This is a genomic window from Mucilaginibacter pedocola (assembly GCF_002013915.1).
Taxonomy (GTDB): domain Bacteria; phylum Bacteroidota; class Bacteroidia; order Sphingobacteriales; family Sphingobacteriaceae; genus Mucilaginibacter; species Mucilaginibacter pedocola.
The window spans coordinates 326,516-351,720 of the sequence record NZ_MBTF01000001.1 but is presented as its reverse complement, the minus strand read 5'-3'; the positions used below and the strand labels follow the sequence as shown (position 1 = coordinate 351,720).

General features: G+C 46.0%; 25 protein-coding genes. 11 read left to right on the top strand and 14 right to left on the bottom strand.

The window, feature by feature from the left end; genetic code table 11:
* Nucleotides 1-40: 40 nt before the first annotated feature.
* From serC to BC343_RS01510, 5 genes are all read right to left on the bottom strand, one after another.
* A complete protein-coding gene (gene serC, locus BC343_RS01530) occupies nt 41-1,108 on the bottom strand; it encodes a 3-phosphoserine/phosphohydroxythreonine transaminase (protein ID WP_078345954.1) in 1,068 nt (355 codons plus the stop codon).
* Nucleotides 1,109-1,258: 150 nt separating this feature from the next.
* Nucleotides 1,259-1,915, bottom strand: a complete 657-nt coding sequence (gene rpe, locus BC343_RS01525; RefSeq protein ID WP_078345953.1) for a ribulose-phosphate 3-epimerase — start codon at nt 1,913-1,915, stop codon at nt 1,259-1,261.
* A 181-nt stretch (nt 1,916-2,096) separates the two neighbouring features.
* On the bottom strand, nt 2,097-3,389 hold the full coding sequence (locus BC343_RS01520; protein WP_078345952.1) for a glycosyltransferase: 1,293 nt from the start codon (nt 3,387-3,389) through the stop codon (nt 2,097-2,099).
* Between the two features lie 56 nt (nt 3,390-3,445).
* Entirely contained in the window at nt 3,446-4,102 is a 657-nt protein-coding gene (locus BC343_RS01515) for a 3-oxoacid CoA-transferase subunit B (protein WP_078345951.1), read from the bottom strand.
* Between the two features lie 100 nt (nt 4,103-4,202).
* Nucleotides 4,203-4,901, bottom strand: a complete 699-nt coding sequence (locus BC343_RS01510; protein WP_078345950.1) for a CoA transferase subunit A — start codon at nt 4,899-4,901, stop codon at nt 4,203-4,205.
* 340 nt (nt 4,902-5,241) lie between these two features.
* Here BC343_RS01510 and BC343_RS01505 point away from each other — a divergent pair, with 340 nt between their 5' ends.
* Nucleotides 5,242-5,742: a hypothetical protein gene (locus tag BC343_RS01505; protein WP_078345949.1), complete on the top strand. Its 501-nt coding sequence runs from the start codon at nt 5,242-5,244 to the stop codon at nt 5,740-5,742.
* A gap of 85 nt (nt 5,743-5,827) precedes the next feature.
* Here the strand turns inward: BC343_RS01505 and BC343_RS01500 are convergent, their stop codons facing one another.
* The 4 genes from BC343_RS01500 to BC343_RS01485 form a co-directional block, all read right to left on the bottom strand.
* A complete protein-coding gene (locus BC343_RS01500) occupies nt 5,828-6,913 on the bottom strand; it encodes an SGNH/GDSL hydrolase family protein (RefSeq protein ID WP_078345948.1) in 1,086 nt (361 codons plus the stop codon).
* A gap of 45 nt (nt 6,914-6,958) precedes the next feature.
* Complete coding sequence (locus tag BC343_RS01495; RefSeq protein WP_078345947.1) at nt 6,959-8,041, bottom strand: SGNH/GDSL hydrolase family protein; 1,083 nt, start codon at nt 8,039-8,041, stop codon at nt 6,959-6,961.
* 62 nt (nt 8,042-8,103) lie between these two features.
* Nucleotides 8,104-10,467 carry an endonuclease MutS2 gene (locus BC343_RS01490; protein WP_078345946.1) on the bottom strand — a complete coding sequence of 788 codons (2,364 nt, stop codon included), beginning with the start codon at nt 10,465-10,467 and terminating at the stop codon, nt 8,104-8,106.
* Nucleotides 10,448-10,834, bottom strand: a complete 387-nt coding sequence (locus BC343_RS01485; protein ID WP_078345945.1) for a DUF4296 domain-containing protein — start codon at nt 10,832-10,834, stop codon at nt 10,448-10,450. The genes BC343_RS01490 and BC343_RS01485 overlap by 20 nt, the downstream gene beginning before the upstream one ends.
* Before the next feature lie 42 nt (nt 10,835-10,876).
* Between BC343_RS01485 and BC343_RS01480 the strand changes: the two genes are divergently transcribed.
* The 4 genes from BC343_RS01480 to BC343_RS01465 all read left to right on the top strand — a co-directional run bounded on the left by BC343_RS01480 (nt 10,877) and on the right by BC343_RS01465 (nt 14,332).
* Nucleotides 10,877-11,572, top strand: a complete 696-nt coding sequence (locus BC343_RS01480; protein WP_078345944.1) for a YggS family pyridoxal phosphate-dependent enzyme — start codon at nt 10,877-10,879, stop codon at nt 11,570-11,572.
* Between the two features lie 150 nt (nt 11,573-11,722).
* Nucleotides 11,723-12,259: a GNAT family N-acetyltransferase gene (locus tag BC343_RS01475; RefSeq protein WP_078345943.1), complete on the top strand. Its 537-nt coding sequence runs from the start codon at nt 11,723-11,725 to the stop codon at nt 12,257-12,259.
* Nucleotides 12,259-13,089 carry a DUF3298 and DUF4163 domain-containing protein gene (locus tag BC343_RS01470; protein WP_078345942.1) on the top strand — a complete coding sequence of 277 codons (831 nt, stop codon included), beginning with the start codon at nt 12,259-12,261 and terminating at the stop codon, nt 13,087-13,089. Before BC343_RS01475 ends, BC343_RS01470 begins: the two co-directional genes overlap by 1 nt.
* A complete protein-coding gene (locus BC343_RS01465) occupies nt 13,076-14,332 on the top strand; it encodes an aspartate kinase (RefSeq protein ID WP_078345941.1) in 1,257 nt (418 codons plus the stop codon). The genes BC343_RS01470 and BC343_RS01465 overlap by 14 nt, the downstream gene beginning before the upstream one ends.
* Here the strand turns inward: BC343_RS01465 and BC343_RS01460 are convergent.
* Entirely contained in the window at nt 14,325-15,032 is a 708-nt protein-coding gene (locus tag BC343_RS01460) for a DUF92 domain-containing protein (protein WP_143822030.1), read from the bottom strand. The genes BC343_RS01465 and BC343_RS01460 overlap by 8 nt on opposite strands.
* 228 nt (nt 15,033-15,260) lie before the next feature.
* A complete protein-coding gene (locus tag BC343_RS01455; RefSeq protein WP_078345939.1) occupies nt 15,261-15,440 on the bottom strand; it encodes a hypothetical protein in 180 nt (59 codons plus the stop codon).
* Nucleotides 15,441-15,559: 119 nt separating this feature from the next.
* Here BC343_RS01455 and BC343_RS01450 point away from each other — a divergent pair, with 119 nt between their 5' ends.
* The gene (locus tag BC343_RS01450) at nt 15,560-16,039 is read left to right on the top strand and encodes a DUF4112 domain-containing protein (protein ID WP_078345938.1); all 480 of its coding nucleotides are present in this window, start codon (nt 15,560-15,562) and stop codon (nt 16,037-16,039) included.
* A gap of 15 nt (nt 16,040-16,054) precedes the next feature.
* Here BC343_RS01450 and BC343_RS01445 read toward each other — a convergent pair whose 3' ends face one another.
* Both BC343_RS01445 and BC343_RS01440 read right to left on the bottom strand, forming a co-directional pair.
* Entirely contained in the window at nt 16,055-16,264 is a 210-nt protein-coding gene (locus BC343_RS01445; protein WP_078345937.1) for a helix-hairpin-helix domain-containing protein, read from the bottom strand.
* On the bottom strand, nt 16,261-16,722 hold the full coding sequence (locus BC343_RS01440) for a DUF1569 domain-containing protein (protein WP_078345936.1): 462 nt from the start codon (nt 16,720-16,722) through the stop codon (nt 16,261-16,263). The genes BC343_RS01445 and BC343_RS01440 overlap by 4 nt, the downstream gene beginning before the upstream one ends.
* A 246-nt stretch (nt 16,723-16,968) precedes the next feature.
* Here BC343_RS01440 and BC343_RS01435 point away from each other — a divergent pair, with 246 nt between their 5' ends.
* On the top strand, nt 16,969-18,657 hold the full coding sequence (locus tag BC343_RS01435; RefSeq protein ID WP_078345935.1) for a serine/threonine protein kinase: 1,689 nt from the start codon (nt 16,969-16,971) through the stop codon (nt 18,655-18,657).
* Between the two features lie 3 nt (nt 18,658-18,660).
* On the opposite strand, the gene BC343_RS31290 is transcribed toward BC343_RS01435, so the two are convergent.
* Nucleotides 18,661-18,834, bottom strand: coding sequence for a hypothetical protein (locus BC343_RS31290; protein WP_202909707.1), 174 nt, complete (start codon nt 18,832-18,834; stop codon nt 18,661-18,663).
* A gap of 224 nt (nt 18,835-19,058) precedes the next feature.
* On the opposite strand from BC343_RS31290, the gene BC343_RS01430 reads away from it, so the two are divergent.
* The 4 genes from BC343_RS01430 to BC343_RS01415 all read left to right on the top strand — a co-directional run bounded on the left by BC343_RS01430 (nt 19,059) and on the right by BC343_RS01415 (nt 25,108).
* Complete coding sequence (locus BC343_RS01430) at nt 19,059-20,165, top strand: DUF4856 domain-containing protein (RefSeq protein ID WP_078345934.1); 1,107 nt, start codon at nt 19,059-19,061, stop codon at nt 20,163-20,165.
* Between the two features lie 90 nt (nt 20,166-20,255).
* Nucleotides 20,256-21,353, top strand: a complete 1,098-nt coding sequence (locus BC343_RS01425) for an imelysin family protein (RefSeq protein WP_078345933.1) — start codon at nt 20,256-20,258, stop codon at nt 21,351-21,353.
* 3 nt (nt 21,354-21,356) lie between these two features.
* Nucleotides 21,357-22,691, top strand: a complete 1,335-nt coding sequence (locus BC343_RS01420) for an HTTM domain-containing protein (RefSeq protein WP_078345932.1) — start codon at nt 21,357-21,359, stop codon at nt 22,689-22,691.
* Nucleotides 22,688-25,108, top strand: a complete 2,421-nt coding sequence (locus BC343_RS01415) for a TonB-dependent receptor (RefSeq protein WP_078345931.1) — start codon at nt 22,688-22,690, stop codon at nt 25,106-25,108. Before BC343_RS01420 ends, BC343_RS01415 begins: the two co-directional genes overlap by 4 nt.
* Nucleotides 25,109-25,205 lie beyond the last annotated feature (97 nt).

The window sequence follows — 25,205 nt, the reverse complement described above, 5'->3', positions numbered from 1 at the left end:
ACATTAACCACTCACCACTCACTTAATCAACCATTTACAATTATTTATTTTTCTCAGCAAACTCGCGCATAGCGTCTATCAGCACGTAAACACTGGTGATAGGCAATGCGTTGTAAATTGAAGCGCGGAAACCACCTACGCTGCGGTGGCCTTTCAAGCCTACGATGCCTTTTTCGTCGCACAGTTTCAGGAATGGTTTTTCGTGCTCAGGGTTTTCGGCAACAAAGCAAACGTTCATGTGCGAGCGGTCTTCTGGCACAGCAACAGCTTTGAACAGCGGATTACGCTCAATTTCTTCGTAAAGTACTTTTGCTTTAGCAGCATTCTCTTTTTCGATAGCTTCAACACCACCTTTTGCTTTCAGCCAGTTAAGGGTAAGCATTGATACGTAGATAGCGAAGCAAGGAGGCGTGTTATACATCGAGCCGCCATCTATCTGTACTTCGTAGTTGAACATAGCCGGAATTTTACGGCCGGTTTTGCCCAACAGGCTATCTTTAACAATTACCAAAGTAACCCCGGCAGGGCCCATGTTCTTCTGTGCGCCGGCATAGATCAAACCGAAATCGGCAACATTTACTTTGCGGCTGAAGATATCTGACGACATATCGCAAACCACCGGTATTGGCGATTTAGGGAACTCGTGTAACTGTGTACCGTAAATGGTATTGTTTGATGTTAAGTGCAGGTAAGCAGCATCGGCTGGGATCTCGTAATCCTTAGGGATGTAAGTAAAGTTGGCTTCTTTAGAAGTTGCAACAACTTGTACGTCGCCAAAAAACTTAGCTTCTTTTAGTGCTTTATTTGCCCAAACGCCGCTTTCTACATAAGCAGCCTTGCCGCCTTCAGGCAACAAGTTGAATGGTGCTAATGCAAATTGAGTGCTGGCGCCGCCCTGTAAAAATAATACAGAATAGCCCTCAGGAACTTCGAAAAGTTCTTTTACCAACTTAACAGCTTCGTTCAATACTGCTTCAAACTCCGGCGATCGGTGCGATATCTCAAGCAGTGACAAACCTGTTCCATTAAAATCAATAACTGCTGCGGCAGCTTGTTTTAAAACTTCGTGTGGTAGTATGCCGGGGCCGGCACCGAAATTGTGTTTCATATTATGTTGGTTTAAAATGCTGATGTGTTAATTATCAACTTTGTATTTTGAAGTGCCGAAGTTAGTAATTCCTACAAAGTCTGTAGACAAATTTTACATTTTTTAAAAATAGTTGACATAAGGCAAGTCCGCCCTATGAATACAACGTTATTAAATGGTTACGTTTTTAAGTGCAGCAATAGTTTCGGTAGGGTTTTGCGCCGAGAATACCGAATTACCGGCCACCAAAACATTAGCGCCTGCAGCTATCAGTTTAGCAGCGTTGCCAATATCTACTCCCCCATCAACCTCTATCAACAGGTTTGGGTTAAACTCATTTGCAAGGGCACGCACCTCGGCAATTTTGGTATAACTATGCGGTATGAACTTTTGGGCACCAAAGCCCGGGTTAACGCTCATCACCAAAACCATATCCAGATCGGCAATAATATCTTTCAGTAATAAGGCTGGCGTATGCGGGTTAATAGCCACAGCGGCTTTGCAGCCCAACTCTTTTATGGCTTGTACAGTACGGTGCAAATGCGGGCAAGCTTCGTAATGCACGGTAATGCTGTAAGCACCGCCATCGGCAAAAGCTTTCAGGTAGCGGTCGGGGTCTACGATCATCAGATGGACATCGATAGGCTTGGTGGCATACTGCTTAACTGCCTTTAAAACCGGGAAACCGAAGGAGATATTGGGCACAAACATGCCGTCCATCACATCAAAGTGCATCCAGTCGGCAGTGCTATTATTCATCATTTCAACATCGCGCTGCAGGTTAGCAAAATCGGCAGCTAAAATTGAAGGTGCTATGAGGTGGTTCATGGCGGTAAAGATAGGGGTTGTTGATGGGAAAGGTTGGGAAAAGTTATAAAAGGTTGGAAGGGTTTGAAAAGGTAATAAAAGTTTGAAAAGTTGCCTTTTTAATATCGAACACCGAATGCTGAATACCGAATAATGAATGAAGAAACTTCGATATTGGATATTCGAAATTCATTATTCGGTATTATATCTCAATTCTATCTCCTACACGCACCGGCGCTTCAAAATATTCGTCAAAAGCATCTAACGCAGTTGTAAGCCCATCTTCCTTATTCATTGCTTCTCCGCATGCTGATGCGTTTTGCCTGGTATCTGCCGACTGTGTTCCGTCAATTGCTGTGATTAACTTGGCGGCCGTTAGTTTTACGAACGGGATATGGAAGCCAAGGTTTTTCTTTTGAATAATATCGCCCCACCAAACCTGGTCGCCAAATACCGAGGCTATAATTATCGGTATCTTTGCTTTCAGCACCGCCGCTAACGTGCCCGCACCGCCATGTATCACAGCAGTTTGGCATTGCGGCAGCAGCCATTGGTGGTTCACTTTATCTACTACGAACAGCCTGGGGTGCTCCGGCAGATCGGGTATCTGCGACCAGCCCTTGCAAAACAAGATCCGCTTATCGGTTGCTCGTATTATTTCCTGCAAAATAGCCCTAACCTTATCCACATCGGGCACAGGCATACTGCCAAAGCCTATATAAACAGGTTGCTGCGGGTGTTGCATCCACTCTTTCAGTCCGGCGGGCAAGGCTTCCGCTTCATTGGCTTCGCGGACTTTTGGCGGCAGGGTAAGGAAACCTGTTATACGGGTATTACTACTCCAGTCGGCCGGTTGCCTGATCAGCTGCGGACTAAATGCGTAGAGATTTAGATGATTGGCTGCCGCATCGTTACTGATATCGGCCATAGTTACAGCCCTCAGCCCAAGCGAAGCGCGAAATTTATTCAGCTCTTTACTATTGAACCTCCAATATATTTTTTCCAACAGCCAATAAGTGAACTTATTGTATGGTCCCCAGTTAATGAACGCCATCCCCGCGAACGGAAATTCGCTTGTGGATGCCGATGGCGGATTAAGCTGCACTATCCCCCACTTCTTTTCCAGCTTTTCGGCAATGGTGCGTACCCATATCAGGGTTAGTACGCTGGCAATCAAAACATCTGCCCCGGCGCAACCCTCAAGTAAGTCGCGATTTACAATGGGCTGCACCTCGCGGCCTGCCTTTTGCATGTATTTTAATATGGCAACAATATTGCCTTTCTTTAAAACACGCTGCCCTTCGTCTGACTGCAGGATAGCTTCGGCATCTCCGTGAAGCGGGTAAAAGTTAACACCAAAACTTCCGACCAGATCCTTAAAATTTTCGGGGGCTAATAAGGTAACGGTATGCCCCCTGTCCTTAAGCCCGAGGCATAGCGCTATGTAGGGTTGTACATCGCCCCGTGTACCATAAGTGCAAATGGCGTAGTGCATTATAATTGCAAGGTTTAATAGCTAATGGTTGTAAAAATAACAAAAAGACTATTATGCTAAATAACCATCTCCGGAACCTCGCCATCAATAATAAGCTTCCCTGCAGTCGCGGCCTTTATTTCTTCTACGGATATACCCGGCGCGCGCTCCAGCAGTTTAAAACCACCTTCGGGTAATACATCCAATACAGCCAGTTCGGTCACTATTTTTTTTACGCAGTGAATGCCGGTTAGTGGTAGCGTACATTGAGGCAAAAGCTTCGACTCGCCCGCTTTATTTACATGCTGCATGGCTACGATAATATTTTCGGCCGAGGCCACCAAGTCCATGGCGCCGCCCATACCTTTTACCATTTTACCCGGAATTTTCCAGTTGGCAATATCGCCGTTCTCGGATACTTCCATAGCACCGAGTATAGTGAGGTTTACTTTCTTAGAGCGTATCATCCCAAAACTCATGGCTGAATCGAACACGGCAGAGCCCGGCAGCATGGTAATAGTTTGCTTACCTGCATTAATTACATCCGGGTCCTCCTCCCCTTCGTACGGGAATGGCCCCATACCCAGCAAACCGTTCTCTGATTGCAGTACTACATCCATGGTATCGGGTATATAGTTGGCTACCAGTGTGGGTATACCTATACCAAGGTTAACGTAATAACCGTCTTTTATTTCTTTCGCGATGCGTTTTGCGATGCCTGTTTTGTCGAGCATGATATTCTATTTTTTTGTTATTGCGACGAGCAGCGTGGGATTGTATTATCGTAGGGCACGCTATGAGATTGCTTCGTTATCGCTCGCAATTGTTTATTAATTATTCCTTTTTACGAACGGTTCTTTGTTCAATCCGTTTCTCGTAATTCTCTCCCTGAAAAATCCGATGCACATAAATCCCCGGTGTATGAATATGATCCGGGTCCAGTTCTCCCGGCTCTACCAGTTCCTCTACTTCGGCAATGGTTATCTTCCCCGCCATGGCCATAACGGGGTTAAAGTTGCGAGCCGTAGAACGGTAGACGAGGTTACCCATCCTATCCCCCTTCCAGGCCTTTACTATGGCAAAATCAGCATCAAAAGCCATTTCCATCAGGTAATCTTTCCCGTTAAAATTACGTACTTCTTTGCCTATGGCTACTTCGGTACCAATACCGGCAGGGGTAAAAATGGCGGGCATACCATAACCTGCAGCCATACAGCGCGTGGCTAATGTACCTTGCGGAATAAGCTCTACTTCCAGTTCGCCGCTAAGCAGTTGGCTCTCGAAGATGGCGTTCTCGCCTACGTATGATGCGATCATCTTTTTTACCTGTCGCTGGTGCAGCAGCAGGCCTATGCCAAAATCGTCAACCCCGGCATTGTTGGATATACAGGTAAGATCTTTAACGCCTTTTTTCACTAAGGCTAATATGCATTTCTCGGGCAGACCGCACATGCCGAAGCCGCCAAGCATCAGCGTCATGCCGTCTTTTATATCGCGGATGGCCTCGTCGGCACCGCTAACTACTTTGTTCATTCGGTAAATAATTGGTAGTGTAAAAGTAAATTAATAAACACGAATTGGTGCTAATTGATTCGAATTTCACGAATTGATTTGCATGACGGTTAATTTAACCACGGAGTTCGCTGAGGTTGCGCGGAGGTTCGCAGAGCTTTGCAATCGGTTAAAGAGTTTTTATAATGTCCATTTGACTATGGAGGGCATATGCCATAAATTATCAGCAATAAAAGCTCTGTGCCTCTCTGTGTAAATCTCTGCGCCCTCTGTGGTTAAATAACAAAGTTAACTTATAAGAAAAAAAAGCAAACAATTAGAAATCAGGAACCTTTAATATAAAGATCAAACTATAAACAAAATGGAACTCAGAGAAAACGAAAATACGCCCAACGCCTATGAGGTGAAGGACGATAAAAACCTGTCGGAAAAGGAACTGACACGCAATAGTAACGCTACGAAGCCTGTACGGGAAGGCGAGCCTATGGGCGGGCATAAGTTTGGCAAAGAAAACAATACGCCAGCCGGCGACGATAAAAACAACCCGTCGAAATACGTGGGCTACAACAACGCCTACCTAAGCCGTAACGAACCATCTGACGAGTTTACCGAAAACATTAACTTTAAAGACCCTAACCAGCTCGGACAACCTAATTACACAACAGCGGCAGATGCCACCAAAACGGGGCAGTCGGACACCGAAAATACAGGTCCGGCAAAAGAAGACCCGGATGTTGCAGATGCTGAGGGCGACAAAGAAGTACCCGAAGTAAATTACGGTGAAGGCGAAACACTTGACGAGGAAGAAGTAAACATTCCGGGGCCAAATGAAGTATCTGAGCAACAGAAGGTGGGTGAATAGAACACGATTTAGGAATTTATCGATTCACACGACGATTTCAGATTTGACAACTTTTTAAAAGTTGTCAAATCTGAAATCGTATCCACTATTCTCCTTTCCAGCCGAATTTTGTTTCGATGAAGCTTATTAATTGTTTGGCCATTGCCTCGTGCTCGCGGGCGTTGGGATGGCGATGGGCACCCAGGTATGGGAATATCTGGCTATAAACATTTTTATCGCCAAGTGTAGCAACAGCCTTTTCGACGTATCCCGGAAAAGGTGAGCCCGGCTCGACGGAATCCATGCTACCCAGGGCACAAATTATTTTGGCATCCGGGTATTTGTTTCTAATGCTTTTTATAAAATCCTGGTATTTGGCAATGATTGTTTCTGCCGATGGCCGCGTAGTACCGAACCTCGCTTTAAATTGGGGATGAGTGGGACTGCTTAGCGTGTGGTAATCGTTTTGGAAGAGGTTCACTATTACAATCTCTGGGGTAAACTTCGAGAAATCCCATTTACTTTTTGGGTCCATGGGATATGTTCTATCATATATTTCGGGCATAATATATGGCAACCAGCTCAGTACCACACCTATGCCGCTTTTGGCTATGCAATGGTATTGTGCATTAAAATGCCGGGCAGTTATATTGGCGTATGACCGATAGCCATTTTGAAAACCCTCGTCGCGGTCTTTACCCGTTGTATCTTCCAGCGCAAAGCCGCAGGTGATGGAGTTGGCATAGAACTCTATACGGTGTTTGTAAACGGGAGGGGGAAGTATTTTTCCTTCGTCATGAAGTTTCAACCCGTAGAAAGATAGGGTACCTACCTGGTATTCGGTACGTTTAAACAACTCCAGGCGGTGTTTTCCTGGCTGCAAACCGCTAACCAGTTCGTAAGTTTTCTGCTTATTTTTTTTAGGCTTAAGGGTTTGTACCACCTTACCATCCGCCACCACGGTTATCATGTCGGCACCCTTGCTATCGCTTAACACTGCATCGGCCCCGGTGCCTTCAAAATTTACCACTACGGATGAAGCCGTCCATATCAATTCCGCAGCATCTTTTTTTATGCCGACGCGCCCACTGTAGTGAATATTAGGATTGTCAAAATTAACGACGGTGGAAGGCTTGCACGCAGCAAAAAGCACGCAGGCCAACAATACGGAGAATAAAGCTTTTATTGACATAATTAGGGGGCACTGCAATATACTAAAGCCTCCCGCTTTTGCCAACTACCATTTCATCTTCTTTTCTATAAATTTTATCAGGCTCGCTGCCATAACTTTGTGCTCCTGCTCGATAGGGTGCCCCGGCGTATCTTTATAAGGGAAAAAGTGAGTGTAAATTTTCTTATCGCGCAGGTTATCTACCGCTTTCTCAATATACCCCGGCCATGCCGAGCCTTTACGAGTGGCGTCCATAGCACCCAAGGCGCAAATAATCTTAGCATCGGGGTATTGCGCCCGTATTTTAGCTATAAAGTTTTGGTAAGCATTAATGATAAACTCCGGCGTTGGCGGGGTATCGCCAAAGCGGGCCTGGAAGTTTGGATTATCGGGATGTGTTACTATCCACGAGTCGTTTTGGAAAAGGTTTACCACCACCACTTCTGGCGTATACTTTTTAAAGTCCCATAGTTTGGTAGAATCCATGGCGTATACCCGGTTATATATTTCGGGCATAACGTAATTGAACCAGCTTACTGTAATACCTATACCGCTTTTTCCAATGCAATAATAATCGGCATCAAAATGGCGCGCAGTTATGTTGGCGTAGCTTTTATAACCATTCTCGAACTGGTAGGTGCCCCTATCCTTCCCTTCCAGGTCTTCTATCGCATAGCCGCAAGTAATGGAGTTACCATAAAACTCAATGCGGTGTTTATAAACCGGCGGCGGCAATATTTTACCATTGCCCTCCAGCGTGAACTTATAGAATAACAACTTGCCCATTTCGTACTCGGTACGTTTAAAAAGCTCCAGTTTATGCGGGCCTGCGGGTAAGCCCGTAGCTAATACATAATCGGTTTTGTAGTTTTTTACCTGTATGCTGTTTACCACCTTACCATCAACCACCACGGTCACAAAATCGAACCCGGTATTATCCTCCAGCGTAGCCTTTGCACCTGTACCCTCGAAATTAATAATGGCAGATGATGCCGTCCAGGTTAATTCTGCCGCGCCCTCTTTTTCGCCAATACGCCCCATATAGTGGATGTTGGGATCATTGTAAGGAATAACGGTTTGGGCAACGCAACTTATCCCAACAAAAAAGGAAAACGCAGTAAATAAACCTAAAGCCTTAATTCTATTCATTTTTCAATTCGTGAAATTCGATTCAATTCGAAACAATTAGTGTTAACTCAATTCGTGAAATGCTACTTCAGATACACATAAGTTATCCCTGCCCCGCCCCTGTCGGCGTGCTCATCTTCCATCCTATCCACCTGCTCATACTTCTTCAAGTACTGGCGTATCATTTTACGCAATATGCCATCGCCTTTTCCGTGCAAAATTTTCAGGGTACCGAACCCCATCATCAATGCCCTATCGAACAGTTTTTCAATCGCAAACAGCGCATCTTCGGTACGCATACCGCGTACGTCAATCTCGGGGCTAAAGCTCGCCACATCGTTGGTTTGCCCAATATTACTGCGGCGTATCTCTTTAGGTACCTCCGCGCGGCTTACCTTCTCTACGCGTTTGCGTTTCACTACGGTGCGCAGCTCGCCCATGGCAATTACCACGTTGTCTTTTATAATTTCCATCACCTGGCCTGTAGTATCGCCATCTATCAGCTTCACCCAATCGCCGGCTTTTATTTCCTCATCGGTTTTGGCTGCAGGTTTCGGGGCTTCGGTTTTAATGGTATTCTTTTTTACCTCGGCGGTGAGGTTATCGCGCAGGGTTTTGGTAACTTCCTTATCGGCATTGCTGCTTTTTATTTCGGCAATGGTGTTTTCTACCAGCTTATTGGCATTCAGGATGATGTTTTTAGCCTCCTGCTTGGCCTCGCGCATTAAGTTCTTACGGTTCTCGTCTAAAAAGCTTTTCAGTTCCTCGTTTTCCTTCAACAACAGGTTTACATGGCGCTGCTGCTTATCCAGCTTTTGTTTGGTATCAAATATTTCCTTCTTCTCGCGCTCCAAATCAACCAGCAAGCTATCCACCCGCTTTTGCCCGGCGCTTACTTTGTTACGTGCAAGGTTTAATACGTTCTGCGGCAGGCCTATTTTTTGCGCTATCTCAAAAGCATACGAACTACCGGGTTTGCCCACCTCCAGCATGTAAAGCGGCTGCATGGCGGTGTTATTGAACAACATCGATGCATTTTCTATCCCTTCGGTATTGCTGGCAAATATTTTAAGGTTACTATAGTGCGTGGTAACCATACCGCGCACCTTTTTGTGGTTCAGAGCTTCCAACACGGCCTCGGCAATGGGGCCACCAAATTGCGGATCGGTACCGGTACCAAACTCATCAATCAATATCAGCGTTTTTCCGTTGGCGCCTTCTACAAAGTATTTCATTTTTGATAGGTGCGCACTGTAGGTACTCAGGTCGCTTTCTATGGATTGATCATCGCCAATATCAACAAACAATTGCTTAAATACCCCTGCAACGCTATCGGCACTGGCGGGTATCAGCAAACCGGCTTGCACCATCATTTGCAGCAGCCCAACGGTTTTCATACAAACCGATTTACCGCCGGCATTTGGCCCCGATACCACAATGATGCGTGTGCTATCGTCAATAGAAACATTCAGCGGCACAACCGTTTTCTGCTCTTTTTTAAAATTGAGGTACAAAAGCGGATGGCGTGCGTTGTAAAACGTAAAACGCCCCTCGTTTACCACTTTAGGCATCTCCGCTTCTATCTCGATAGCGAAAAGCGCCTTGGCGCGCACAAAATCGAGCTTGGTAAGCAGCCCGTGGTACGATAGCAGCAGCGGCACATACGGCCTCAACTCATCGGTAAGAGCGGTAAGTATTTTGATGATCTCGCGGCGGCGATCAAACTCTAAATCGCGGATGCGGTTGTTGAGTGTAAACACTTCCTCAGGTTCGAGGTAAACCGTTTGCCCCGAGGCTGATTCATCATGAATGAAGCCTTTTATCTTCCGTTTGTTCTCGGCCAGTAATGGTATACACAGGCGCCCGTCGCGCACGGTAAGCGAGCCATCGGCCGTCCAGTTGCTGGCACTGGCGGCCTTAAATATCTGGTCTATTTTTTTACGGGCCTCCTGCTCGGCTTTGGCAATGCCGGTGGTAATCTCCATCAGCTCACGCGATGCATTATGGCGTATCTTCCCTTTCGGGTCTATCACCATATCTATCTTTTTGATGATGGCCTTCTCTATCGGCAGGTGCTCGAAAAGCGCCTCCAGGTTGGGGTAAACATCCTTACGCTCGTTAAAGTAGGCTATAACAGCAAAAACCGTAGTTAACGAGGTAAGCACCTGGAAAAATTCTTCTTCCGACAGGAAAGCGCCTTCTATCCTCGCCTTATTGGCCAGTGTTTTTATATCATAAAAATGATTAATGGGCAGGGCATCGTCGTTCTGCAGGATGTTCTTGAACTCGTGCGCCTGGTTCAGGAATTTGGCTATCAGGTCGTAATTGCTCATTACCTGTATCTTATCAACCATTTGCTGGCCCATAACACTTAGGCAGTGTGCTTTTATCAGTTCTTTTATTTCGGTAAAGCCGAGTTTATCGGCACTATTGAGGGGGTACAGCATTAGGTTTAGATGGTTTGGCAGGGCTCCCGGCCTTATTTAACGAATCTATCTTGGCCTGTATATTTTTTGATACTTGCTCGTAGATAGCCATTAATTCCGGAGGCTGCGTTGAATAATATTTAAGGCTGGTTTCTAAAGCCTTACTGGTAGTTTTGTGCCGCTTAAAAAGTGCTATATACCGCGCTTTGCCGTATCTGTATAAACTATCGGGCACCTGGGGTATGCTATACATACCGCCATCGGTTAAATGCACATCGGTAAGCAGGCTTACCATTTGCTCCTGCGGGATAACACCCGGCGGCACTTTGCTTTTGCAGGCAGTTAAAATAACCAAAGCAGAAAAAAACAAGATAATATAGTTGCGCATTACTTAATTTAGCGGCGTTTACAATTACAAATTTACGGATAAATGAGCATAGCAGATAACATCAATAACCTAAAAAAGGAAACCGGCGGCATTGGCGTTACCCTGATTGCGGTATCTAAAACCAAACCTGCTGCCGACCTGATGGAAGCCTATGATGCAGGACAACGCTTATTTGGCGAAAATATGGTGCAGGAGCTGGTAGAAAAACAAGAAACCCTGCCAAAAGATATACAATGGCACCTGATAGGCCACCTGCAAACCAACAAGGTGAAATACATTGCGCCATTTATTGCCATGATACAATCGGTTGATAGCCTTAAACTGTTGCAGGAAATAAATAAACACGCACTAAAAAACAACCGCACTATTGATTGCCTGCTGCAGATATACATTGCTGATGAAGACACCAAATATGGTTTAGGTTTCGACGAGGCCATTGAGCTATTGCGCAACCCCGAGTATGCCGAATTAAAAAATATACGCATACGCGGCTTAATGGGTATTGCCACCAATACCGATAACGAGAAACAGATAAAAGAAGAATATTACGAGCTAAAAACCTTTTTCGACGGTATAAAAACCAGCTTCTTCCGTAAGGAGGAGTCGTTCGATACGGTATCGATGGGCATGTCGGCAGATTATCAACTGGCTATTGAGCAAGGTAGCAATATGGTGAGGTTGGGTAGTACTATTTTCGGCACACGAGTTATTAAGCACTGGAAAAATAACACGAACTAATTGGCTTGCAAAGTTTTTTGACAGGATTAGGGATTGAAGGATTAGGCAGGATTTTTTGCTTTCGGGATTTCACCGATTTTGAGATTGATTCCACCGATTCCACCTTTGTCTGAACTCGAGTAAAACGAATTTTAAGAATTTACAGCATAAATGGATAACAATAGCACTACTGCTGATCAAAAGCTCCCCCTTCAGGGGGCGGGGGGGGCTTCGGGGCTCGGGACCGTACTCCGCGTAGCCACTTTGTCTGATTGCCCGCGCCTTTTAGAACTCATTATTGAACTGGCCATATTTGAGCGAGAGCCGGATGCGGTTACGGTTACTTTAGAAGAATTTGAAGCAGCAGGCTTCGGGCCTAAACCGGTTTGGAAAGCTTTTGTGGTGGAAGATAACGGCATTGTAGTAGGCTTTGCGCTTTACTACATACGCTACTCTACCTGGAAAGGGCAGCGCCTTTACCTCGAGGATTTAGTGATAACCGAAGCTTACCGTGGTAAAGGCTTGGGTAAGCTGTTGTTCGATAGATTGATACAGGAAACCCGCGAACTGGGTTTCTCGGGTATGGTTTGGCAGGTGCTTGATTGGAACGAACCGGCTATTAAATTTTACAAAAAATACGAAGCTAATATTGAAGCGGGCTGGCTGAATGCGGCTTTATCAAAAGAACAGGTTATAAATTTTAAGTGATGACGGGTATGAGGGGAATATGGTTAGGGTGTGTTACGCTGATAGCTTTAGCGGGCTGCGAGTTTGGTAAACCGGCAAAAAAGGTAGAACCGGATAGTTTTACCGACACGGTTGGGTATGAGATGAAAACCATACACGACCGGGCGAAAGATTGCGGAACTCGCCCGGATAGCACCTGTACCACTGCAACAATAAACTATCCGCTTTTTAAAGGGCAGGATGCGCTGAACGATACCTTACAAAGCAGGTTGATAAACCTGTATGTAAACGGCGACGAGAAACCCGATTCTTCCCTATCAGCAATGGTAGCTACTTACTTAACCAAGTATGACGAGTTTAAAAAGGACGATGAGCGTAAGGATATGTTCTTCGAACTTACCGAGTATGCCAAGGTGGTAAGCCAGGATAGTGCGTTGGTTGCTATTGAATATGGTGGTTACACCTACCAGGGAGGTGCGCATGGCTCCAGCTTCACGGGCTTTTTAAACTGGGACCCTAAAACAAAAAAGGCGCTTTACCTGGAAGATGTATTGCAGCCCAATACCCAAAAACAACTCAACAAAATTGGCGAGCGTATTTTCCGTAAAAACGAAAACCTGAAAGATACCGCATCGTTGGAGCAGGATTACTTTTTTGAGGATGCCAAATTCGTGCTGAATGAAAATTACCTGTTCACTCCGGTAGGAATTAAGTTTTTGTACAACGAGTACGAAATAAAACCCTACGCTGCCGGGCAAACCGAACTGGTTATCCCCTGGGCAGAACTAAAAACATTACTAAAACCCACTTCGGTGGTTGCACATTATTTAATAAAAAATGCTGGTATTTAAATTCGGAGGCGCATCGGTAAAAGATGCAGAAGGCGTAAAAAATTTAGCCAAAGTGGTTAGCCTTTATACAGGGCAACAGTTGCTGGTAGTGGTATCGGCTATGGGCAAAACTACCAATGCGCTCGAAAAACTAACCAATGCCTACGTAAACGGCGAAGGCGATGTGCACGAAATATTCGAGGAAATAAAAGAATACCATTACCATATTCTATCGGAGCTTTTTGAACCTTACGACCCGGTTTTCGACGAAGTGGCCAACACTTTTGTAGAAATAGACTGGATGATAGAAGACGAGCCGCACGACGACTACGATTTTATTTACGACCAGATAGTTTCCATTGGCGAACTGGTATCAACCCGCATTGTAAACGCATGGTTCGGCAACGAGGGTATCAGCAGCAAATGGCTTGATGTGCGCAGCTACATACATACCGACAATACCTACCGCGAAGGCGTGGTAGATTGGGATAAAACCCGCGAAAGCATTCAAAAGGATATCCCTACCCTGTTGCAGAAGAGCGTTGTAGTAACGCAAGGCTTTTTGGGTGGTACCTCAGAGAACTTCACTACTACGCTGGGCCGCGAGGGGTCTGATTACACCGCATCTATTATTGCCTCCTGCCTTGGTGCCGAATCGGTAACTACCTGGAAAGATGTACCCGGTATACTGAATGCCGACCCAAAACGCTTTGCCGATACCATTAAGTTTGATGAGCTGAGTTACCAGGAAGCTATAGAGATGACCTATTATGGCGCCAGCGTTATTCACCCCAAAACCATAAAGCCGCTACAAAACGCCAATATCCCCCTGCTGGTAAAACCCTTTATGCAGCCGGATGCGCCGGGAACTGTTATTAAGGATGGCGTTACCATCAACTTTGCCAAACCGGTTATCATCGTAAAAGAAAAACAGGTACTATTATCCATTTCAGCAACTGATTATTCTTTCATCTCAGAAAGCCACCTCAGCGAAATATTCGGGCTGTTCGCTAAAAACCATGTGAAAGTGAACGTGATGCAGACTTCGGCGCTGAGCTTTACCGCCTGTATCGATCTGGTACCCGAACGTTTTGAAAAACTATTGGCATCGCTTAAAACGGGTTTCAAGGTAAAATATAACGATAACCTTACGCTGGTAACCTTAAGGCATTATAACGATGAAGCGCTGAACGAAATAACTGTAGGCAAAACCGTACTGATGAAGCAAACCAACCGTAACACGGCCCAGGTAGTGCTTAAATAGTAAACAGCCAGGCAATTAATACGGCAAAAGCGGTATTCAGGAAATTGACGGTATTATTCTGAATAATGCCTTTGCGCTCGAGCGTAGCGCCAAGCACCGAGTCGAACAGGTTACCGGCGGTGCCCGCTATAATTATCAGCCAAAAGCCGCCGCTGCCGCCGATAAGCAAAAGGTAAATAACGCCTATTATGGCAGAGCCAAATAAGCCGGCAAGCGTACCTTCCAGGCTGATAACCCCGTCCCTGCCCCGCTCATCGCGCCGGAACGTGATGATATTGAAAAAGCGCCGCCCGTAAACCGTCCCCAGTTCTGATGATAAGGTATCAGCCGTAGCAGACGATAAGGATGCCGCCAAGAAGAAGATAAGCGGATATCCCGGCGCATGGTTAATCCACATTACCAACCCTATTAGTGCCGCCATGCCACCATTGGCAACCACCTGCGCGGCGTTGCGCCTTTCCTGATGGGTTTTACCTTTAAAACTCTTCCCAACCGAAGTAGCCACGGTTGCCAGCACAAAAAATACCGCCAGCATTAATATCCCCAAAAAGCCGCTTCCCTTAAAAATACAAACCGCCACCATCCCGGCAACTATAGTACCCGACATGGTGAGCTTACGCAGGTTGTAAACTAAAAACAGTACAATAAGAAGTACAGCGGTAAATATCAAGTCGGGCGTGAACATCAAAACAAATGTCAATAATTAAAGTGTGTTAACATCAAGGCGAGACAACATTTTGCCACTCTACAAAAATGCTATTCTATAATCGGTGGAATCAATTTAAAATCAGTGGAATCCCAAAAAATAAGATCAGTGGAATGAAAAAAATGAAATCCTGCACATCCTCCCCATCATGTCATCCTGTTAAAATTCTTCCTAAATAAAAACGCCCCTTATCGGGGCGCTCTTTTATCACTAATGTTCTTGTTAGTCTTTCTTATGCTCTTGTTTGTGGGCACTATCGCGGCTCGAGGTTTGGTCGGACCGTTGCCCGCCTGCATTGCTGATGCCCCGCTCTTTCAGTTTTTCGTTTTGGTTGTTGAACGCGCGGTCGCTGGTGGTGTGCCCTTGCCCGCTGTTGTTGTTCTTCAGATCATGGCTTTTCATAACAAATGTATTAGTTTATAAAATTGGCCTTGCGGCCCGCCATGATAAAACAATAACCATACCGAATAACACCGGCATCGGCAAAACAAATACTCCTGTTATTGCTTAACCTGATAGCAATGAAACAGCCTAATAAAAACACCGCGCTTACCGGCCAACTAAAATGGGTAGAGCAGATAGCTTCTGTAATGGACGACAAATTTCGCGTACCCGGTACTCAATTCCGTTTCGGGCTTGATCCTATTCTTAATTTCATTCCATTTTTGGGCGATGCATCGGGCTTTGTGGTTGCAGCAATGTTGCTTTATATCATAGCTAAAAATGGCAGCGTAAGCCGGAAGGTATTGATCTTAATGGCCCTGAATATTTCTGTAGATGCTATTATCGGTGCCATTCCTGTTCTTGGCCAAATAACCGATTTCTACTTTAAGGCCAACACGCGCAACATCAAATTATTAAAGGAGCATTACCAGGAAGGTAAACACCAAGGCGATGGTAAGGGCATCATCATTTTCATAACCATTTTGCTGCTGATATCGCTGGCCGCCACTATATACGTATCTTATATCTTATTGAAATGGCTGCTTAATTTGGGGTAGCAAGGTTATTAAGAACTACTCGCCTGTATTAAACTCCAGTTTATTGGCTACCATTTTTTCCTTTAATATCCGCATGGCTTTAGGGCCAAACCCATGCAGGCTTAAAAAATGTGCTTCGGTAAATTGAGTAACCTGTTCAAGCGATGTTACCCCTATGCTCGCCAATGCCCGTGTGGCTGGCGCCCCTATCTTGCCAAAGGGACTTTCGGTTGTTTTAGCGCTCATACGCCAAATTGAGTTAAATGATGATCAAAATGTTTATAGAACATATTGTTCCACTCATTAATACTTAACCTGCCGAACGAGTGCGACATACGGTTATCAAAAGCTGCTTCGCCCAATTCCTGTGTTTTAGTGATATAGGCAATCAGTCGTGCTTTTTCCGCTTCAAAGTTCTTCTCATCTTTAATAATGAACGCGGGCGCCGTTGGGCTGTTATGTTTATAAGGCTTTTCGCTCACTACCACATCTTTTACAAAAAGCTTCAGTATTAATTTCATAAAAGCATTGGGTGTAGGGTGCTTTTCGGCTTCGTAAACCAGTTCGTAGGCCACACAGCAATGCGCCATCATTTGCGATACGCTCATTTTTCCCCATTGTGGCGTGCTCTGAGGCGTTAGTTTGTTAATGCGTTCAATAACGCCATCCGCTACCGGTTTGGTGAAGATATTGGGTAATGCCATTGTGTTTTGTATTTGCTTTCGGGATATAAATGCATTTAAAATTACACTGCAAAAGGTAGCATTTTTTTGTTAGCCTGCTGTATTTGCGATGTTATGTAATTGCAACTCATAAATAACCACATCGGCTGTTAAACCTCGTAGCCCTGCCCCTGCTCTAATATTATATTCGCAGGCAAACTATTTGCTTGCAGCTAAGTTTTCAGTTGGATATATTTAGGAGCGTATTTTCAGGCTAAGGCATACTACATGGGGAAAGTTTTTACGATAACAAAAGGGCTCGAGAACATGGGGGCGCTGCACACCGGTGGCCAGGGTTCGGTATACAAGGGCAAGCGTATTGGCGAGATATATGTGGCCGTGAAGCTGCTGCCCACCCCTATTGCTGCCGAGAGCGACGACGACAAGCACTACCACGATTTTATGAATGAGGTAGAGAAGCTGAAAAAAGTGAATCAAGTATCGAACCCTAACGTGGTGAAGATACTTAGCAGTGGCATTACCGAAAGCGGCTCGCTCCCCTATATCGAAATGGAGTTTATTGAAGGCCCCGACCTTGCCGAACTGCTCACCGAAAAAGATACGCCCGTTTTTACCGTCCCCGAAGCTATAAAAGTTGCCTACCAATTAGCCAATGCGCTGAGCCATTGCCACAAAGTAGGTGTAAAACACGGCGACATCAAAAGCAACAACGTAAAATTTAATACCAATACGGGTAACTACGTATTGCTGGATTTCGGCCTCGCCATCATGACCGACGAGCAGCGCCGCAGCAGCCTGCGGCAAGCCGGTGCCGTAGAGTTTATGGCACCCGAACAAAGCGAAGGGAACTTACTGCCCCAAAGCGATGTGTACAGTTACGGTATCATTCTGTACGAATTGCTGGCAGGCACCGTTCCCTTTAAACTGAACAGCGACAGCCAAACTGCCCGCAACACGGTAATGATAGAGCATTTGGAGCAGGAACCACCCAACCTGCTGGCACTACGCGAAAAAAACATGCCTCTGAATTGGCCCGACGAACAGCGCCAACGCGAAATGCAGGTACCCGAATGGCTGCTTACTATTATTTACAAATGCCTGCAAAAGAACCCAGCCGAGCGCTTCACCGATGGCACCGAACTACGGCAGGCCATACAAAACAGCGTGCTAACGGTAAAAACCAATACCGAAGGCACACTGATATTGGAGAATGAGAACGCCAATCTGAAAGGCCTGCTAAAAGCCGAGCAGGAAAAGAATAGCAGTTTATCATCGCAGGTGGAGGAATTAAAACGGACTGCCGCTGCACAGGCAAAGCCAGCAACGCCAGCATTCGTTCCTCCATCAGCAACTGACAGGAAAACATCCAAAGCCCCCATATTGGTAATTGCTTTACTGATGCTTATCGTAGGCGGCTTGGCAGGGCGCTACCTGTTTAAACCCAAAGTTGCGGGGGTATCGCAACCTGCAACGGATACCACATCGGGCTATAAAACCAAGCCTGATAAGCAGGCTGAAATAAAACCCGACAGGGATACAGAAGTTGAAGATAAACCTGTAGTCGAGCCGAAAAAAGATTCGGAAGCGGTGGTGAAGAAACCCGAAACAAAACCCGAAACTTTGGCGGTGCACAAAAAACCAAAGAAGGACACCGCAAAAAAGGTAGCGGTAAAAACACCTGCCAAACCAAAGCCTACCCCACCTGCAACACCATCGGAACCGGCCAAAAGCAGCGGTACCGGTAAAGTATATTCTCTATTCACTACCTACGCCTACTTTTACAACAAGCCCGATGCCGGCACCAAGCGCAACGCCTACATTACCCAATGGGACAACGCCCGACTGCGTGCACTGGAAGAGCGCGATGGCTTTATTTACGTAGTGTTCACCAATAAAAATGGCGAAACAAGCCGGGGTTGGCTCAGTAAAAAAGACCTGATCGTAATAGGGCAATAGCTATTATTTGCCAACCACCACTGTTGGGTGCACAGGTTGTGTGCTTGCGCGCGATTCGTTATTGCATTTGCCCAGCAATACCCAAATGATAATAAAGATAATAACGGTTGAAAAGCAGCCGCCACCAAGTTTCTTTGCGCCGTATGCAGCAATAATTCCCCTGAAAAAGTTATTCATAGTCTAAGGTTGATATGTAGAGCAAACGCCGCTCACCTCCAATAGTTTGAGGTTGAAAATATTTTTCCTGCAACAAGCAACCCTACACTTTTCTGAAACGCAACGACAGTAATTATCAATAATTAGTCTAAATAAGACTTATTTTTATAGATTTGCCCCTGTGTTTAGAATCAAATTAATTAAAAACAACAAACAGCACAATTACAAAAACAAACATCGAACAAATGAAGAAAGTATTTACCAAAGCCTTTTTATTCTCACTAACAGGCTCATTACTGGCACTAACGGCTTGCAAAAAAGACAAAAACACCACGCCCGAAGGCGAAACTATTTTGCCTTACACTGTACCTACTACCTACAACTTTACCGGCGCAGCCTACCTAAAAGCTAACCAGCGCGTAAGAATGGGTGCCGAGCTAAACAGCTTCCTGGGTACGGCTAACAACACTGTTATCACCGCGCAAAAAGCGAATGATATGCTCGACAACAAGAACAACGTTTTTGCAGATGCTACACTGAATACATCAGGTGTTACTTTGGTTGAGAAAACTGCAGAAGCAGATTACTTCCGCGGCCACTTTGCTACTCAAGCTACCAACAGTAACAGCAATACCGTTGCAGCAACAAACGGTACTGCAGGTATTTATACCAGCGGAACTACTAAAAGGCTTGTGGGCGCAACCGGTTTAGAATCTAACCAGGCGGTTGCAAAAGGCATGATGGGCGCTTTATACTTTAAAGAAGCAATGACTTTGTTAACCAACGTATCTACCCTTGATAACAAAACCGTAGCTGATGGTGGTACCGCCATGACCCGTGCCTGGGACGAAGCATTTGGTAACTTAGGCGTACCTATCGATTACGATTTCAATAAAACTTACGCTAATACCGACGCTAACCGTCCGTTACTGTGGGGGGGGTACCTGGCCGAGCGTGGAAAAGCTATACAAGCAGGCGAGATCATCTTCGGCGCGTTCCTGAAAGGCCGTGCTGCTATTGGCAGCCGCGACTATGCAGTTGTAAAAGCACAGGCCGAGATCATTCAGGATAAATGGGAGCAACTGAACGCTGCTGCGGCTTTAGAGTACTCTACCATCCCTACCAACTCGGTGAATGTTGGCAATTTTGCCACACAGTTCCACGCTTTGTCAGAAGGTTTTGGTTTCATCCACTCGCTTAAATACCGCTCTACCCGCAGTAAATTAAACGCTGCTGATTACGCTACCCTGAAAGCAATTTTTGATACAAACTTCTACACTTTAATTAATGAGGCGGGCTTTACCAAATTGGTGCAGGCGCAAACTATATTAAAGGCTACTTACGGTTTGTAATCAACAAACGCATATCTTCTAAATTTTCGGGCTCTTTGGTGGTAATTATCCGCCAAAGAGCTTGTTTGTTCATAAAAAACTCCTTCAATCATGATCAAATTGAACCGTAAAATGGCTGCCGCGGCAGCTACGGTATTAGCAGTAGCTACATTCGTTATTGCATGTTCAAAAGGTGGCGGTGGCGGCACACCCGAGCCTACTAACCCAACGGGTTTCGATAAAACGGCAATGCTTACCAACTATGCCGATGCCCTCATCATACCGGCATATACCAACCTGCAAACCCAGGCGACAGCGCTAGAAACCTCTGTAAACACCTTTTTGGCTACGCCAAATGCCACCACACAGGCAGCATTAAAAACCGTTTTTAAAGATACCTACCTGCGTTTTGAAGATGTATCGGTAGATCAGTTCGGCCCGGCAGAAACGGCCTTGTTCAATAACTTTGTCAACACCTTCCCTACTGATTCGGCGGTTATAGAAGGTAATATATTACGCGGCACTTACGACTTGAGTGCGAATGCTAGTATATCGCAGCAAGGCCTGCCTGCTTTAGATTACCTGCTGTTTAACCCGCATGCAGTTACCGATTTTACAGGCACAACCGCTACCAATCGCAAAAAATATGTACAGGACATTGTAAGCGCAATGAAAACCAGGGTAAGCACCGTTTTAAACGGCTGGAAAAACACTTACCGTGCTACGTTTATTGCCAACACACGGTCAGATTCAGGCAGCCCTATTGCTTTCCTCATCAACCAGTTCGCTTTCGAGATGGATCAACTGAAAGGCCCACGCATTGGCTGGCCATTTGGCAAGCAATCGGGCGGTACGCAGTACCCCAACAATACCGAAGGTTTTAACACAGGTATATCGGTAGCACTGGCAACAGAGAACCTTACAGCCCTTAAAAATATGTACAACGGCGGCGGTAGCGGCAAAGGCATGTCTGATTATGTGGTATCGCTGAGCAAACAGACGCTGAACAGCGATGTAATGGCGCAGTTTGATAAAGCATTGAGCGCCCTGCGTGCAGTACCTGATCCGTACACCACCTCAATGACAACAAAAAAGCCTGAGATAGAAGCCGCTTACCGCGAGATACAGATATTGCTTACGCTGATTAAAACCGACGTAGCATCAGCAACAGGCGTACGCATTACTTACCAGGATACCGACGGCGACTAAAGGATGTTTAAACAATTGCAGCGCCCTGTATCCATTGCCCCATTAGTAACTTTCCGGATACTTTTTGGGTTGATGATGCTTGCAGGCACTATCCGTTTTTGGGCCAACGGCTGGATAACTCAGCAATACGTAGCACCGAAATTCTACTTCACCTATATGGGTTTCGAATGGGTTCACCCGTTCGGGGCAATGGGTATGCACGTAATTTTCGGGCTTATTGCGCTATGTACTGCACTGATCATCCTCGGGCTTTTTTACAGGCTGGCAACCATGTTATTTTTTGTTGCCTTTACCTACGTAGAACTGATAGACGTTACCAACTACCTCAACCACTATTACTTTATCAGCCTGGTAAGTTTCCTGCTGATATGGTTGCCCGCAAATAGGTATTTATCACTCGATGTGCGCATCTGGCCAAAGCTGAAACGCACGCAGGTGCCTTTGTGGACTATTGGCATCATTCGTTTACAGGTGGGCATTGTTTACTTTTTTGCAGGCATTGCCAAACTTAACCCTGACTGGCTACTGCAGGCCATCCCCATGAAAATATGGTTGCCTGCTAAAAGCCATTTGCCTATTGTGGGCGCGCTAATGTACAAAACATGGGTGGCTTACCTGTTCAGTTGGTTCGGTGCGGTATACGATCTGTTTATTGCATTTTTTCTTATCAACCGTAAAACACGCCCGATAGCCTACTATATTTTTGTACTGGGTTTCCATATTTCTACTGCTATATTTTTCCCGGGCATAGGGATGTTCCCTTACGTAATGATGGTGTGCAGCTTTGCTTTCTTCAGTTCTACGTATCATCAAAAACTACTCAACTACTTTACCGGCAATACAGGCATCGGGCGCAGGCTTATTTACCATTATCCTATGCAGCTAGAGATGGTACTACCGCTCATTTTCGGACTTTACTTTTTGGTGCAGATAGCCGTGCCAATGCGGTACTTGGCCTACCCCGGCCATTTGTTTTGGTACGAAGAAGGTTACCGCTTCTCGTGGCGGGTAATGCTGATGGAAAAATCGGGCAATACCTTTTTTACCGTTAAAGAACCATCCACAGGTAAAAGCTACGAAGTAGATAACCGCGAATTTTTAACGCCCCTGCAAGATAAAATGATGAGCACCCAGCCCGATATGATATTGCGCTACGCCCATCACCTGGCCGATGTTTACGCCCAACGCGGGATAAAAGAGCCCGCCGTTTATGCCCAGGTTTATGTTGCCCTCAATGGCGAACGCTCCAGGCCTTTTGTAGATACTACCGTTAACATGGCTGCGCAGCCGCTTAACTGGCGGCACTACAGTTGGGTTTTACCTTATTCCAAACCATGAAAACTAAAATTTTTCAATTTATAATCACTGTTCTTTTTACCCTTACTGCCTGCGACGCCTTCGCGCAGAACCTGCAGCTTAGCGGTACGCTTAAAGGCAATGGCGGGCCCGTTGCAGGGGCTACTATAACCCTACAGCCCGGCAATTTAAAAACCATTAGCGATGCGAGCGGCGCCTTCGCATTCGCATTGCTCAACCCTGGTAATTATGAGCTACAGGCAGAACTGATGGGTTTTGAAACCTACCGCAAAAAGATAAAACTCGATGCTAATACATTTTTAGCAATAGGTCTTAAGGAAAAAAGCGCACGCGAACTGGCTGAAGTTACCGTGCAGGATACAGCCTTTAAACAAGCCTCGGGCAACCTGCGCCAAGTAGAAGGAACTGCTATTTATGCCGGGAAGAAAACCGAAGTAATAAACGTGGCCAACCTTAACGCTAACCTTGCCACCAACAACACTCGCCAGATATACAGCCGCGCTGCGGGCATCAACATCATCGAGTACGATGGTGGCGGTTTACAGTTAGGCATTGGCGGCCGCGGGTTAAACCCCAGCCGTGTATCCAACTTCAATACCCGCCAAAACGGGTACGATATCAGCGCCGATGCCCTCGGCTATCCCGAAAGTTATTATACGCCTACTACCGAGGCGGTCGACCGTATCGAGATCATTCGTGGTGCGGCAAGCCTGCAATACGGCACACAGTTCGGCGGGTTGATAAACTTCCAGATGAAGAAGGGTCCCGCCAACAAGCCGCTTGAAATTACAAGCAGGCAAACCGCTGGCTCGTTCGGCTTCTTCAATACCTTCAATAGCATAGGCGGTACGGTTAAAAAACTGAATTATTACGCCTATTATCAGCATAAACGAGGTGATGGCTGGCGCCCCAATAGCCATTTTACGCAGGACGGTGCTTACATCCACTTAGATTATGCGCTTACCGACAGGCTGAAAATTACCGGCGAATACACCTACATGTATTACCTGGCCAAACTGCCCGGCGGCCTAACCGATGCCGATTTTGCCGCGGACCCAAGCCAAAGCGTGCGCGACCGCAACTGGTTCAAAGTGAACTGGAACCTTGCCAGCATCAGTTTTGATTACCGCCTGGGCGAGAAAACCAAAATTAACTGGCGCAGCTACCATTTAGATGCCGGCCGCAAAGCACTGGGCATATTAGATTACATTGACCGCCCCGATCCGGGTGGCCCGCGCGACCAGCTAAGCGACCACTACAGCAACTACGGCTCGGAACTACGCCTGTTGCACCAATACAATTTGGGCGGCACGCAAACTAATAGTTTACTTACAGGTGTGCGTGTTTACAAAGGCAAAACCTTGCGCTCGCAAGGCGCATCGGATGCAGGAAGCGGCCCCGATTTTAATTTTACAGGCGCTTTCCCCAGCAGTTCCAACTATACCTTCCCCGGTACTAATGTAGCAGTATTTACAGAAAACATTTTCCAGCTGACTGATAAGTGGAGCGTTACACCCGGTGCAAGGTTCGAGTTCATCTCTACCAAGGCAAATGGTTACTACACCACCCGCAGCAGCCCCTACCCCGATTTTTATTATATCCAGAATTACGAGAACAAGGTGAACAACCGTTCATTCGTATTCTTCGGTGTGGGTACATCGTACAAGCCTGTGAATGGTGTGGAGATATACGGCAACATATCGCAAAACTATCGTTCGGTAAACTTTAACGATATCCGCGTACTTAACCGCAACGCCCGTGTAGATTCTTTACTAACCGACGAGCGCGGCTACACCATTGATGGCGGCGTGCGCGGCAATGTGAACAGCTTTATGCGTTACGATGTGAGCGTGTTCTACCTCAAATACAACAAACGCATAGGGTCAGTAAACGTAAAGAGCCCCGACGGTTTAGAGACCTACCGCCTACGCAAAAACATTGGCGACAGCCGCAATATAGGTTTGGAGAGCTTGGTGGAAGCGGATATATTAAAAGCCATATCGCAAGGCACCAGCAAATACAAGCTATCGGTATACACCAACTTCGCGCTGATAGATGCCAGATACATCAACAGCCAGGACGCTTCGGTAAAACCCGATAATTTGGTGGAATTTGTTCCGCCGGTACTGTTCCGAACAGGTTTGTCATTTGGCAATAAAAGATTCGATGTAAGCTACCAATTCTCGTATGTGGGCAAGCAATATTCGGATGCTACTAATGCTGAGTTTTCGCCGAGGGCGATAGATGGCGTGGTACCGGCCTATAAAGTAATGGACCTGAGCGCCAGCTATAACTGGAAATGGTTCACGCTATCGGGCAGTGTAAACAATTTGGCCAACGCCAAGTACTTTACCCGCCGCGCCGATGGCTACCCCGGTCCGGGCATTTTACCGTCGGACCCCAGGGCGTATTACATGACTTTACAGGTGAAGTATTAACTCAGGTTCCTTTTTGTCATGCTGAGGCACGAAGCATCTATTGGCCACAATGTTTTCGCCACATTGCAGATCGACTATTAGATGCTTCGCTCTCGTT